Source organism: Nanhaiella sioensis (assembly GCF_046557775.1).
In the GTDB taxonomy this organism is placed as follows: Bacteria; Bacillota; Bacilli; order Bacillales; family SM2101; genus Nanhaiella; species Nanhaiella sioensis.
In genome coordinates, this window is record NZ_JBKAEG010000001.1 from 2,497,102 (window position 1) to 2,511,911 (window position 14,810).

Consider the following 14,810-nt stretch of genomic DNA (forward strand, 5'->3'; position numbering starts at 1 on the left):
TTGCTGATAAATACATTCGTGAAAATGATCTAAATGGTTAAGCTAAGAGCAATGTGACTAGGCATATGCTCTTTTTTGTGTGCTTTACTTGCTTATATATAAAATGTTCCATTTTAAAAGTCTATAGGCTTTTTTGCGAACAGCAAATTGGATTTATGCGGCAGAAGTCTTTCTTTTTACAGAAGAAAAGATGCAACGATTACTAGATGTTTACATGTTTTTCTAAGTTCCAAAATCAGCCTTTATTTATGCTTGACGTCTAATTCATGTGATGAGGAGTGGTTGATGTGACAACAGACTATAAACCTATACTGACACTTGGCATAACGATGTTATTATTATTTGGCTGCAATAATAATATAGAAGATGGCATGAACGTAATCGCAAGTGAAAAGGTTTTACCAACAAATTTTCAAAAAATTGCTTTTGAGAGACAAGAAACGCCTTACAGTGATTACTTAATGAGCAAAGTCGTGAATGAATCAGTCTTTGAAGAAGTATGGGATTTATTCAATTTTGAGGATGATATGCCACTTGTAGGCTTTAACGAGAAGGTGGTTTTTTTCATTGGACTTCATGAGTCTGGCACTTGTCCATACAACATAAAAAGTATGAAGCAAAGCTCTAATAACAAATCGATCACTGTTTCTTTATCCTCGACGAAGGGTCCTTGTACGAGTGATGCAACACCGAGAACATTTGTTATTGAAATTGATAAAGAAATGGCAAAAGAAATAGAGAGTGTTGTTATTGTTGAAGGCAGATTAGAAACTAGCGTACCATTAGCAAAAATTTATAAAAAAGACTTTTTGACAGAAAAAAGCGTAGTTCTTTTTCACTGGTCATAAGTCTATTATCATACATCCATTATGTTGAAATAATAGTTTGTGGAAATGTAAGCAACGTGTTTTCATCATTTTGCCACCATCATAAGTTTGTTACATAAATAGATGACATTCTTCATGAAACGACAAAAAGCTTTAATAACGTCGTTCATTGACGAGGGCAGTGCTATTATGGCGCTTGCTCTTTTTTGTTTGCTTTGTGAAACTACTTTTATACTTTTGTACGCTAATACCATAATGTTGTAAATGAGAGAAATAATGTATTTATATACAAAGATAGAATGGGCTAACCACCTTGTTTTGAACAATGAAATCCCATGTCCAGTATATCTATTAATGACCTAGTATCAAACTATATGACTATAAAAATAACGTGGAAAAATGTATATTCATGTCTTTATAGGAGGAATTATTCAATTATGGCAAAATGTATTGAACAAATATTTTGAATTTTGTAAAGTTTACATGTGGGCTAACTTTGTAGAAAGTTTTACAATTTTATGGTTCCAGATACGATTGTAACTTCTATTCATATTTTTCACATTTGATTACTTTGTAAAATCCTTTGAAGGGGCTCACTAAAAAAAGAGAAAAGAGGAGAAAAATGAAAAAGAACAGAAAAATTGTTTCATCAGCACTAGCAACAGGATTAGCAATAAGTACGTTACTCGTTCCAGCAACAGGCAGTGCATCAGTAGAGGTAAAATCAGAAAAAGTGTCTAAAGAACAGAAGGAGAAGACAAAACAGCAGAAAAAGCTAGATAAGCTACGTGAAAAAACAACAAAACAAAACGGGAAATTTAAAGTGTCATGGGACGAAAAGAAGGGCGTTCCACGCCATGTATCTGGTAAACTATCAGATAAAAGCGCCAATATTTCAAGTTTCCTTGAGGAGAATAAGGATGTATTTAATATCGAGGCTGGAGAGTTTAATATTAACGATGTAGCAACAGATGAGCTAGGTATGACACATTATCGTACGCAGCTAACTGTTGACGGAATTCCTGTATATGGGGCAGAGCTTCTCGTTCATACAGATGCTAATGGTGTTGTCACAGCTATGAATGGCCAAGTTGAGCCAAAGCTTGAGAATAAAAAATGGAGTAAGTCTGTTAAGCTCTCACAAAAAGATGCGATTCAGGTAGCTGAAGCAAGCTTAAGCTTCACACCTGATGCAAATACGTATACGACTGAACCAGCTTCCGACCTTTATGTATATAAGCACGAAAACAAGTGGATGCCAGTTTATATAGTGGAATTACAGTTCCTTGAGCCATATATTGGGCGTGAATTTGTCTTCATTGATGCGAAGAAAGGTGATGTGTTGAGGTCATTTAACCAAATTCAACATGCAGAAACGACAGGAACAGGAACGGGAGTATTAGGTGATACGAAAACACTTAATACGTATGAACAAAATGGAACATATTATTTATCTGATCGCACGAAACCAATGACTGGCAATATTGAAACGTATGATGCTGGTGATCAATGGGCTACTGGTACACTTGTGTCAGATAGCGATAACAACTTCAACTCTTCTCGTCAAAAAGCAGCAGTAGATGCGCATTATTATGCGGGTGTCGTCTATGATTACTTTAAGAATGAGCATAACCGTAATAGCTATGACAATCGTGGTAGTGATGTGGTTTCAAGTGTTCACGTTCGTGACCCTGATGCATTAAATCGCCCATGGAACAATGCGGCATGGGTTGGTACTCAAATGGTGTACGGTGATGGAGACGGCACAACATTTACAGCACTGTCAGGATCATTAGATGTTGTTGCACATGAGTTAACACATGCGGTAACTGATTTTTCTGCTGATTTAGTATATGAGTTTGAGCCTGGTGCTTTAAACGAATCATTCTCTGATGTGTTTGGTATTATTGTCGAAGCTGGCTATGAAGGTTCAGTAGATTGGTTATTAGGTGAGGAAGTATATACCCCTCATATAAGCGGTGATGCATTAAGAAGTATTTCAAATCCAACGCTATACAACCAGCCTGCTCACTATGATGATTTTGTTGTGTTACCAAATACTCAACAAGGTGACTGGGGCGGTGTTCACATTAATAGTGGTATCCCTAATAAAGCCTTCTATAATATCGCGACAACGATAGGGCTTGATAAGTCAGGAGACATTTATTACCGTGCGTTAACACAATACTTAACGTCACAATCCCAGTTTATCGATGCGCGTAACGCATTGTTACAATCAGCTGCTGACTTATTCGGTGAAGATGGTACAGAATATAACGCAGTTGCTGATGGCTTTTCAGCAGTTGGAATTGGCGGTGGTGGTCCCATCACTAATGATACGTTTGAACCAAATGATTCATTAAGTGAGGCTCACAGTATAACAAGTGGTGACACATACACTTCTTACATTTCTTCTTCAAATGACGAAGATTTCTATACGTTCACAACTGGTGGTGCGGGAGACATCACTGTGGATTTAACAAATGTTCCTAAGGATTACGATTTATATTTACTAAATGCTAGTGGTTCAACTGTAGCTCAATCTGAAAATGCAAGAACATCGAACGAGTCGATTACCTTCTCAGCTTCTGGTGCTGATACATTCTATGTGAAAGTGATTGGCTATAACGGAGCGAATAGCACGAGCCCGTATTCCTTAACGGCATCGTTCCCGGGAGAAACGACGACAGAAGGTGAATGGTTCTATGAAAATGCGAGCTATGATACACCACACCCATATTCTAACAATTTTACTGATACATTTACGTATCAAAAAGCAGGTGCTCAACAAGTAGCCATCCATTTCTCAGCATTTGAAACAGAGGCAAGATATGACTTTGTTCATATTACAGACGGAAGTGGTGCAACTGTAGCATCGTATGATGGCGCGCAAGATGCATTTTGGGTTGTAGTTGATGGTGATGAAATTAATGCGACATTAGATACGGATTTTAGTATTACAGCGTACGGCTATACAATTGATCAAGTTGGTTACTTCAGCGATACACCACTCGTACAAGGATTTGATCAAGAAGCAACAGAAGCATTTTATGATGAAATAGAAGAAGCAGATAAGCCTGATCCAGAAGCTTACGTTGCTCCAGAACGTGAGGAAAAGGAAGAAGTAAGTGAAGGCGAGGAAAGTGGCAACGAAGAAGGTAGCGAAGAGGAAGATAACGGAGGAAACTAAGGTTAGCTAGAATATGCATATACCCTAGCTGATAATGACAATTTGAATAAATTGGCGGTTGGTAAGCCGTTTACTCAGACCTACAAGTACGTAACGTACTTGTAGGTTTTTTAACGTGAAGGGTTTTTTAGGCTTGTATTTAAGGTGCAGTTTTAAATCATTCTCTGCTTGTACAGACTGCACTGACAAGCTATTAGAAAGTTATTTTGCTAATGCGACTTAGATGAGAGTATAGGTAGAAGTATTTTATGCGGTGGCCATAGATAAACGATGTTAAGTTCATTAAAATAGTAGAAGGTAGTAATTATTTAAATGAAACAAGGGTGCCATGAACATAGCTGTAATACGTAATTCTTAGTACGAATATTAACAATTGATGCAAAAACAGCCTTATGTATGCTTTTGAGCTAATTACCATATTAGAACAGCAAGTAATGGGTTTATGTTAGTAATTAATTTAATGAAGAAAAGTGCTACGGACATGAATAGAAAAAAACAATTAATGCGCATACAGAGTGACGTAGTCAGCCTGTTTAATGAGTAAAATACCATATTGTTTTATAAATATAACTATAAATATATTTATATAAATCGTCAAAATAGTAAGATAAATAGAGAAATGCTTATAAAATGTGCATATTTTGACGAATCATGACAAATTATCAGATTTTTTGTCATGTATATTATTGTGATAATATATATATCCCGGGGCCTATAATTGAACAATATCTTTATGTGAATGTTTATTTCCACGTAAAACGTTCCGTAATAGGTGTAAGAGAAATAGCTAGTTAACTAGAACTATTTTGATTAGCTTCACTAATTCAGTTTATGTGTTTACCTTGAGTACGATTGTGATAGGTTTTTTATAGCATACATGGATTGTTGATTCAACATTGAGGCATAAATAGGTATCGATTTATATCCTAGTAATCACATAAATACTCTTGTGATTGACGGTATGTCAATGCATGCACATATAGAGAAAAACTTTTACTGAGAGGAAGAAATCTATGAAAAAGAGAAAAGTTGTTTCAACGGTTCTAGCAGCCTCATTAGCACTAGGTACTTTGTTAGTTCCAACTACAGGCACTGTTGATGCAAAATCACTTACAGAAAATTCGACAAAGAAGATCGACAAAAAAATAAAACAGCTAGAGAAGCTAGAGAAAATGAAAGAGAAATCTAACGGAAAATTCCGAGTTTCTTGGGATGAGAAAAAGGGTATTCCGCGCTATATTTCAGGTCAATTATCAGCACAAAATGTTGATGTGCTAACATTCCTTGATGAGAATAGACAGGTATTTGATTTAGAAGCTGGAGATTTTACGATTAAGCAAACAGTTACTGATGATCTTGGTATGACGCAATATCGTACACAGCTGACTGTTGATGGTATTCCAGTTTATGGCTCAGAAATGCTCATTCAAGTTGATGGTGATGGTATCATCACTTCCATGATTGGTCAAGTAGAGCCAAAGCTTGAACAGAAGAAATGGCGTAATTTTGTGAAGCTATCCGCAGAGGATGCAATTCAGGTCGCTGAAAGCAAGTTAACTTTTACACCAGAAGCAGACACGTATACGAAAGATCCAGCTTCTGACCTTTATCTTTATAAGCATGAAAATAAATGGATGCCAGTTTATATTGTTGAATTGCAATTCCATGCACCATACATTGGTCGTGAATTCTTTTATATTGATGCAAAAAAAGGAGAAGTACTACGATCATTTAATAGAATTGAACATGCTGCTGAAGTAGGGACTGGAACAGGCGTGCTTGGTGATACGAAAATAGTGAACACGTTTGAACAAGACGGGACGTATTATTTATACGATACTTCGAAGTCTATGAATGGTGTTATCGCAACATATGATGCCGAAAATACTTTTAGCCCGTTGTTAAGAGTTAACCCGCAACCTGGTGTATATGTAACGGATGATGATAACGTCTTTGATTCAGCTACTCAACGCGCAGGTGTTGATGCTCACGTATACGCTGGAGTTGTATATGATTATTTCTTGAATAACCATAATCGTGACAGCTATGATAATCAAGGTGGCAATATTATTTCTAGTGTACACGTTGGCACGAACTATAACAATGCTGCTTGGACTGGAACACAAATGGCGTATGGTGACGGTGATGGGTCACTATTTACATCATTATCCGGCTCATTAGACGTTGTTGCACATGAGCTTACACATGCGGTTACGGACACATCCGCTAATCTCATATATGAATATGAATCTGGGGCACTGAATGAATCATTTTCTGACGTGTTCGGTGTACTCGTCGAAGCAGAACAAGACGGAGCAGCTGATTGGCTGTTAGGTGAGGATGTGTATACACCTGCTATAGCGGGAGATGCATTAAGAAGTGTTGCAAACCCGACATTATATGGACAACCGGATCATATGGACGATTTCCTCGTGAAAAACGATGAAAATGCGCTTGATTGGGATTTTGGTGGGGTTCACACAAATAGTGGAATTCCGAATAAAGCATTTTACAATATTGCATCTGCAATTGGTCTTGAAAAAGCTGGCGATATCTATTACCGTGCTTTAACAACTCATTTAACATCACAAGCTCAATTTATTGATGCACGAAATGCTTTATTGCAATCTGCCGAAGATTTATACGGAGCAGGTGGGGTAGAATATCAAGCAATAGAAAGTGGTTTTACAGCCGTAGGAATCGATGATACACAAGCAGCTTCTAGTGACAATTTTGAGCCAAATGATACATTAAGCACTGCACACGCTGTAGTAAGTGGAGCAATATATACATCTTATATCTCTTCTGCTGATGATTTAGATGTATATACATTCACTGCTGGGGCTAGAGGTCAAGTGACTGTAGATTTAACAAATGTACCAGATGATTATGACCTATATTTATTAAATCGTCGCGGAGAAACAATAACCGCATCACAAAATGTAAACACACTTGCGGAATCACTTACTTATACGGCATCTGCTGGTGAAATATTATACGTAGCAGTCGTTGGTTATGATGGTGTATTTAGTACAAGCCCATACACATTAACTGTTACTTATCCATAAAAGACTTAAAACCATAGGTAGGTAAACCATATTGAACATACATGTCTAAGCCACCCCCCCTCATATTTTTACATGTGAGGGGGACTTTTTTATAAAAGACGCTATTAGAAGCTTACTTTATCTAGTTCAACGATGGCCATCGTACATCTAGAAATACAAATTAATTTGTCCTGTTCATCCACAATTTTAACTTCCCATACGTGTGTTTTTTTTCCTCGGTGTAACGGTGTACCGATAGCGGTCACAACACCACCTCTTTTGGCACGTATATGGTTTGCATTAATCTCGAGACCGACACAGCCTTCTTTTTCCTGATCAATGAGGTTGAAAGCTCCGAAGCTTGCGACGGTTTCTGCTAGAGCTACAGAAGCACCACCGTGTAAAATTCCAAAAGGCTGACACGTTCGTTCATCCACAGGCATTGTAGCGACAGTGCGCTCTTCACTCACTTCTACTATTTCAATACCGAGATGACTGACTAACGAATGTTCAAAATTTAATCCGTTGCTCATGAATACTCCCCCTTATGCTCTTTCTTTTATTGTCACACAACTTATAAAAATTTACCAATTCTTTCACTCTCTTATCACATAAATTCACATATTTTAACAACAATTGTCGCATATTTGGTTGCTAGAATATAATCGAAACCTTATTTTGTATAGAACAGACAGCATGAAAGGTTATGAAATCATTTGCTCGATCGAGTATTTAATCATTTTAATGAAAGAGGAGTGTTAGTAATGTTAACCAAAAAGAAATTACTTGCAGGTAGCTTAGTCCTAGGGATGATGCTCCCGACTTCTGTGTTTGCAGAGGAGCCTGTAGAAAGTGAACAATCAACGATTATTCAAGAAAATGAAAGCATTAACCAAATCTCAGATGAAGATAAGGCAACAAAAATTTTGGCAATTGTAGAAGCTCGTACTCCAGATCAGCTTGACACATGGAATGCTGCGATTGAAGCGCGCAAGGAAGCTAAAGAAAAGCTACAAGACAATCTTGAAGTGCAAAAGCAGGAGTTTGAAGACGAAAAACAACTCATTAAAGACCAAATAAAGAACGGTGAAATAGCTCGTGAAGAAGGGCAAGATGCCATTAAGCAGTTATGCGAGGAATATAAAGCAAACAGGTCTGCACAAAAAGAAGAAAATGAACAGTTACACGAAGAGCATAAACAGCAGATGCAAGAGCTGAAAGCATCTTTAGACAATGCAGTAGCAAATGATGATGAAGCTACAATTACTAGTACGTTATCAACAATGCTAGATGAATACACTGCATTCACTGACCAGCTAGAGAGTAATATAGCTGAATAAATTAGACAAATACAATTAGCAAACTCGTTCGAGCAAAGAAGATAACATTATAGTTTAAGTGAATATGTTACTTATAAGGAAGGTCCCGCTTTATTGATTGCGTGGACTTTTCTTTTGTTAAATGTTGAAAAAACGATTGTATGACCATCTTCCATAACATGATATCTTATGAGTATGAGTTGGTAAAAATGCTTGTTCATTTTGCTATAAGTTTGGTAGATCAGATGATGTTACTGTAATTCCCTTACCAAATTAATGGAGTAGGATATTGTTCTGAATATATCCTACTTTTTTGTGCAGTCATTTGGTTTATATTAATCGATATATTGAGAGATGTCAGTATCGAAGGATAATATTTTTCAAGAAATTCCTCCATAAATATTCCGATAATGATGGCTTCTAATTTTAAAATTGAAATGGCGAAACAGTAAGTCAGAGTGTTTTCAATTTCTGCAACGCTTAGTTTAAAAACCATTTTTATTACCTCCTTACTCAACTCTTCTTTCACATGGAAATATAGATCGTAACGTCACATACATTTGCTTTGCTGTTGTCACGATTCGTCCAAGAAAGAGAAGATCGATGCTACTACGTCTAGTTTTTTGAAGTTGCATCGATTATGTAGTACCGCAACGTTATTTCACTTCCAACTACTTAAAATGTGTACTTATGTGTTATTAAACAATGCTGAACTTTTTTATGCTACTAAGGGAATATACTTGTTATTATATGGGGATTATTTGTAAACTAAAGGCATACCGTTAATAGATTGAGTGAAAAGACATAGACTAAGTTTTGTAGCTATTGTTCTTTATGTGAAGTGAAAGAAGTTTGTAGTTCATTGACCACGAACTTTAGTTGAATGCATGTGAATTTAAACAAGCTTTTGAGTAAGGGTATAAAAGGGGTGTCTATATTGATAACGATTAAACGTTTAACTGAGTGTTCTGTACAGGATGCAGTTACTGCTTGGAATGAGGGGTTTACAGGGTATTTTACCGATGCACAGATGACTATTGATTCATTTTTGAATCGACTTACACAGGAAGGTTTGTCTGCCAACTATTCAATTATTGCTTTTGATGATAAGGAACCTATCGGCATTGTCTTAAATGGCATCAGAAACATCAATGGTAAAAAGGTGTCATGGAACGGTGGAACAGGTGTTGCACCACAATATAGAGGTACAGGTGTAGGGAAGAAAATGATGGCAGCAACCTTAGCAATCTATGAAGAAGAGGGTGTTGAAATCGCAACATTAGAAGCGATTAAAGAAAATGAAAAAGCGATTCATTTGTATAAAAAGCTTGGGTATGAGATTGAAGATAATTTGCTTTTTATCGCTCATGAAGGATCATTTGACTCGAATCCTTTTGAAGAACACCTCGCTACATACAACTTTATTAAAACTGTTCCACCGGCAGTTCAAAACCTTTCATTTTATAAAAATATGTATTGCTGGCAAACGCAGTTTAAGAGCGTGAGGGATGGAGAAGCATTCATTGCGGTCGATGATCATACTGGTGAAAGTATAGGCTATGCGTTATTTAAGCGAATTTTTAATGATGAAGGCGTTCATGTAACTACAGTATTGTATCAGTGTGAAGCAGCACCTCATAGAAGTGACCGACAACAAATTAATGCAAGTTTATTATCGCAATTATTTGCTCCGTTTGATCAAAAAATAAAGCGAATTACAGTCAATTTAGCAGCTACGAATCAATCGGTAGTCTCATTTCTTGAAGAGGCTGGATTTGAGAAGAGCGTAGAACAAGTATATATGAAAAAAATCATGCTCGAAGAATAAGTAGAAGTGAGTAGATTATCTCTTAGTAAGAGAAAAAATTAATATGCAAAAGTAAAAAAGAGGCTGGGACATAACTAGCCTCAAAAAATGAAAAAGGTGAATTTGAGTGAGCTCAAATTCACCTTTTTTCTATTTAGAGTGGTAGGGCCTCTATTACCTTATTTGTTGGCAGTGATTTTGTTTAAATTCACAGCCATTAACGCAAGGCCCATTTCGTTTTCCACCTTCGATTTTCCACGTACAGAAAATCGAGAGAAACACAAATTCGCCTTCAAAAATCCAAAAACTGGTTCCACATCGATTTTTCGTTTTCGATAGATGGCACTCGTTGTCTCTTCTGAAAGCTTCGCTCTTACATATTCTTTTTGCTGTTCCCATTTTTCATTCACCATTAGTTTTCGATTGTTGCCTTCTTTTGCTTTTGTACATAATGAACGGAATGGGCATGCGGAACAGTCTTCACACTCGTAGACTTTGAACTTCCGTTCAAATCCTGTACGGTCATTGCGAATAGAATGATATTGAAATTGAAGGCGCTTTTGATTAGGACATGTATATGTATCTGTTTCCTCGTCATACTCCCAATTTTCGGGATTAAATGTGTTTTGTCGGTACTTTTTCTTTTGTTCCTTTAAATATAAGTTATACGTAATAAGCGCTTCTCGTTTTCTATTAGAAAGGATATCATTATAGTTCTGTTCACTACCATAACCTGCATCTGCAACAATGTGGTTCGGTAACTCGAAATAATGTTGCTCAATTTCATCTAAAAATGGAATTAATGTACGTGTATCTGTTGGGTTTGAAAACAAACTATAGGCAAGTGTGTATTGACCTTCCGTTGCGATTTGTACATTGTAACCAGCTTTCAATTGTCCGTTTTTCATATAATCATCTTTCATTCGCATAAATGTCGCATCGGGATCTGTTTTAGAATAACTATTACGTGAGCCAAAGGTTTCTAAGTCTTGTTGATATTTCTGTTTACGTGAGACGAAATCAATCAATTGCTTTCGAATTTGTTTTGGGTACTTACGTTCACTTCTTAAGGCTTTTCGTTCTGAAACGTCTGACGTATCTTCAATTTGTTTATCATACTTGGTTACGACATCGTCTACTTTTTGAACCAATTGAGCGAGCTCATCCAATGATAACTGTTCAGCCGTTTCACGTTGAATTTCAGGTATGATTTCATTCTTAAGTAACTCATTGTACAGCTGGTTTGACTTTTCAATTAAACTCTCATGATAGTTCTCTATGGATTTCTTCCAGACGAACGTAAATTTATTCGCATTTGCTTCGATTTTTGTACCATCAATAAAAATCGCTTCTTGATCAATAAGTTTCTCTTCGATCAATTGGCAACGGAATTGTACGAAACATTCACGAATTAATTCTTTCACTTCTGGTTGAACACGGAATCGGTTGATTGTGCGGTAGCTTGGTTCATATCCTTGAGCTAGCCACATCATACGAATACTGTCTTTTAATAGGGCTTCAATTTTGCGTCCAGAAAAGACAGATTGCGTGTAGGCACATAGAATTATTTTAAGCATCATGCGTGGATGATAGGCAGGACAGCCTTCATTTCGGAGAAATGGTTCAAACGCTTCCTGAGGGATACTTTCAACTAAATGATGGACATGGAAGGCAATATCGTTCTTTTGTAATTTTACTTCTAGATCTAAAGGCAAAATTAATTGATTCATGATATAATTTTTAAACATAAGGACCCTTCTTTCCGATGAAATTTGGTGTGGTAACTTTATTTTATCAGAAGTGGTCCTTATTTTAATTCCAAAATAAACAAAGCCGGTGAAATTTTACTTCTTGTAAAAATTTCACCGGCTTTTTCATCTCAAAGGTGGGTTTTGTCCCAGCCCCTTTTGCTATTATCACATAACATCACATCATTCCACAACATTTCTTCCATAATTATCAAATAAAATATATGTAAACATCTAAAAAAATCGGGTAGCAATAAATGATTTATGTTTAGCTTATCGTACGTGTACGGAGTGTTGTTTGCGTAAATGATGCTTGGATTGTTCTTCATTTGAAGAGAAGCTCGAGGTTTACACAACCGCTATCGTTTTATAAGAGAAATGATGTCATGAGGTCAATTTTTAGGCATGTATTTTTTTGCAAACATGCAGTAATTACAAAAACATTCTAAGTAACATATAAGGTTTTGTGTAGCCCCACTCGTACCCTACAACAATGGCTTAATCAACAGCTTTAACACGAGTAATATATTCATAAATTACTGCATTACTGCGATTGGAGACAGTACCCCGCTGTCGTAATGCATAAAAGCATAAGAGGACTGACCCGAAAAGGCGGTGAAGCATGAATACAGTTTTGTTAGTTGAAGATGAGGTGCCGATTGCACGAGTTCTTCGTGCGTACTTGAGTAAGGAAGGCTTTCAAGTGGAACATACGAAGAAAGGTAAGGATGCGCTTCAGGCATTTGAGGTACATAGGCCTTCACTTGTGCTATTAGACATTATGCTTCCTGATGTGGATGGCTGGCATGTCTTACAGATGATTAGGAAGACGAGTTCATGCCCTGTGATTATGATTACAGCATTAGGAGATATTAATCAGCGTTTAAAAGGGCTGAACAACGGTGCAGATGATTACATTTCAAAACCATTTGTTGCTGAAGAAGTAGTTGCTCGAGTGCATGCTGTTTTAAGAAGGTCAAAGTCTATTGAAGATCACACGGTGAAGCACTTCGGAAATTTAGCAATCGATATAAGCTCACATCAAATTCTATTAAATGGAACTGAGGTTCACGTAACACCTAGAGATCTAGCATTACTCATATTTTTAGCAGAGCATACAAATCAAACATTTACACGAGAGCATCTGATAGAGCAGGTGTGGGGCATTGATTATGAAGGAAGTGACCGGGCGGTAGATTTAGCAATTAAGCGCTTAAGAAAATCACTGAAAGAGTGGGATTCATCTGTAGGTGAAATTAAAACGTTACGGGGAATGGGGTATCAGTTAAGTGTTTATGAATAAAAATAAGCGCATTCCCTTATTGAACTATTTAGTAAGTAGGTATTTAGTTACTTTGATTATTGGGCTAACAGTGATCGGTATTGCTTCGGTTGTTTGGATTAAGGATGAAGCAATTAGAAATAAGCTAGAATTAGCACAATATCTCGTTGCAGATGTTGCAGACCGTTTAGTAACTGAAGATGGAAACATTGAAAGAATACAAGGTAGCTCTCCGTTGTTTAACCGCGTAATAGAAGAAATCATTCAAGATCCTAAAAGATTAAATCGTTTGGATATTAGATCAATGATCATAATTCAGGATGAAGATGGGCAAGTCGTTTATCCGAATTTTCCGCGTGGATTATCAACTATTTCTCCAGAAGAGCGTCAATTAAATTTGCTTCAAATGAATGAAGTTGAGAAAGTGGAATTCGATTTGTTAGGGTTGTCATATGTTATTTCGTCACCTATTGAATATGAAGATCGTTCCATAGGAGCAGTAGCCATCATTGTACCAGAAGAAGAATTTTCCTCAATGGGAAGACAAATGGATGAAGAATATCGTTTACTAGCTATTTTACTAGGAAGTTTAGCGATATTAGGCTTGATCATTATCTATTTGTTATCAAACAAGATTATATCCCCTATTCTACAAGTCTCTAAAGCTGCCAAACAAATTCAAGATGGGAATTATAATGTTCACCTAGCTACTGATACACAAGGGGAAGAACTTTATGACTTAATTGAATCATTTAAAGAAATGACTACCCGCCTTAAACAATTAGAGGTAATGAGAACAGAGCTGCTTGCAAGTGTGACACATGAACTGAAAACCCCCATTGCATCAATTAGTGGTTTAGTGCAGGCTGTGAATGATCAAATTGTATCTGGTGATGAAAAACAAGAATTTTTGGATATTACGTTAAATGAAGCACGCAGGCTACAGCTGATGGTGGAGGATTTACTTGATTTTAATTCATTTACTCTCGGCGAAATAAAAGTAAATTGTGAACAACTTGATATATATAAGTTCATACAGGAAATGACTGATCAATGGAAGATGACTAATGATGAACACCATCTCATTCAAGTCAAAGTTTTATCTTCTAAAAAACCTCTTTTTGCATACGGAGACCCATATCGTATGCAGCAAATCATCATAAACTTACTAAATAATAGTAAGCATGCATCCTCAAAAGAGATTGAAGTGAAAATATACGAGCCAAATAAAGATTTTATTGCGATTGATATCATTGACAGTGGATGTGGTATCCCTTTGGAAGAGCAGTCATTAATTTTCGAGCGCTTCTATAAAGGCAAAGTGCAAAAAAATACAGTGAGAGGTTTAGGTCTTGGCTTACCAATTAGTAAACTTCTTGCCAATGCTCAACACGGAGACTTGTTCTTAAAAGAGAGCTCAAATGACGGAAGTACCTTTACCTTATTACTTCCTATAAAAACAACGACCAAGAGGGAGGAGGATATCCCAAAAATCAACATTTGAAAAACCCCCACAATAATTAGCAAGTGGGGGGTGATATAAAAACGAGTTAAATTCTTATGGACAAAAAACAAACATCCACAGCTTAA

The 14,810-nt window shown here is 36.6% G+C and carries 10 protein-coding genes; 7 read left to right on the top strand and 3 right to left on the bottom strand.

The genetic code is table 11. The annotated features are described in order from the left end of the window. Nucleotides 1-287: 287 nt before the first annotated feature. From V1503_RS11700 to V1503_RS11710, 3 genes are all read left to right on the top strand, one after another. Nucleotides 288-848 carry a hypothetical protein gene (locus tag V1503_RS11700; protein ID WP_410627084.1) on the top strand — a complete coding sequence of 187 codons (561 nt, stop codon included), beginning with the start codon at nt 288-290 and terminating at the stop codon, nt 846-848. A 601-nt stretch (nt 849-1,449) separates the two neighbouring features. Next, on the top strand, nt 1,450-4,017 hold the full coding sequence (locus tag V1503_RS11705; RefSeq protein ID WP_410627086.1) for a M4 family metallopeptidase: 2,568 nt from the start codon (nt 1,450-1,452) through the stop codon (nt 4,015-4,017). A gap of 1,013 nt (nt 4,018-5,030) precedes the next feature. Next, a complete protein-coding gene (locus V1503_RS11710) occupies nt 5,031-7,085 on the top strand; it encodes a M4 family metallopeptidase (protein WP_410627088.1) in 2,055 nt (684 codons plus the stop codon). A 104-nt stretch (nt 7,086-7,189) separates the two neighbouring features. Here the strand turns inward: V1503_RS11710 and V1503_RS11715 are convergent, their stop codons facing one another. Further along, nucleotides 7,190-7,597, bottom strand: coding sequence for a hotdog fold thioesterase (locus V1503_RS11715; RefSeq protein WP_410627090.1), 408 nt, complete (start codon nt 7,595-7,597; stop codon nt 7,190-7,192). A 231-nt stretch (nt 7,598-7,828) separates the two neighbouring features. On the opposite strand from V1503_RS11715, the gene V1503_RS11720 reads away from it, so the two are divergent. Then, nucleotides 7,829-8,404 (top strand): hypothetical protein, encoded by a 576-nt coding sequence (locus tag V1503_RS11720; RefSeq protein ID WP_410627092.1) that lies wholly within the window; start codon nt 7,829-7,831, stop codon nt 8,402-8,404. 244 nt (nt 8,405-8,648) lie between these two features. Here V1503_RS11720 and V1503_RS11725 read toward each other — a convergent pair whose 3' ends face one another. After that, nucleotides 8,649-8,879, bottom strand: coding sequence for a hypothetical protein (locus tag V1503_RS11725; RefSeq protein WP_410627094.1), 231 nt, complete (start codon nt 8,877-8,879; stop codon nt 8,649-8,651). A gap of 441 nt (nt 8,880-9,320) precedes the next feature. On the opposite strand from V1503_RS11725, the gene V1503_RS11730 reads away from it, so the two are divergent. Then, nucleotides 9,321-10,211, top strand: a complete 891-nt coding sequence (locus V1503_RS11730) for a GNAT family N-acetyltransferase (RefSeq protein WP_410627096.1) — start codon at nt 9,321-9,323, stop codon at nt 10,209-10,211. A gap of 158 nt (nt 10,212-10,369) precedes the next feature. Here V1503_RS11730 and V1503_RS11735 read toward each other — a convergent pair whose 3' ends face one another. Then, on the bottom strand, nt 10,370-11,938 hold the full coding sequence (locus V1503_RS11735) for an IS1182 family transposase (protein ID WP_410626823.1): 1,569 nt from the start codon (nt 11,936-11,938) through the stop codon (nt 10,370-10,372). A gap of 622 nt (nt 11,939-12,560) precedes the next feature. Between V1503_RS11735 and V1503_RS11740 the strand changes: the two genes are divergently transcribed. Both V1503_RS11740 and V1503_RS11745 read left to right on the top strand, forming a co-directional pair. After that, nucleotides 12,561-13,241 carry a response regulator transcription factor gene (locus tag V1503_RS11740; protein WP_410627099.1) on the top strand — a complete coding sequence of 227 codons (681 nt, stop codon included), beginning with the start codon at nt 12,561-12,563 and terminating at the stop codon, nt 13,239-13,241. Continuing rightward, on the top strand, nt 13,234-14,724 hold the full coding sequence (locus tag V1503_RS11745; RefSeq protein WP_214480779.1) for a HAMP domain-containing sensor histidine kinase: 1,491 nt from the start codon (nt 13,234-13,236) through the stop codon (nt 14,722-14,724). Before V1503_RS11740 ends, V1503_RS11745 begins: the two co-directional genes overlap by 8 nt. Nucleotides 14,725-14,810: the final 86 nt, after the last annotated feature.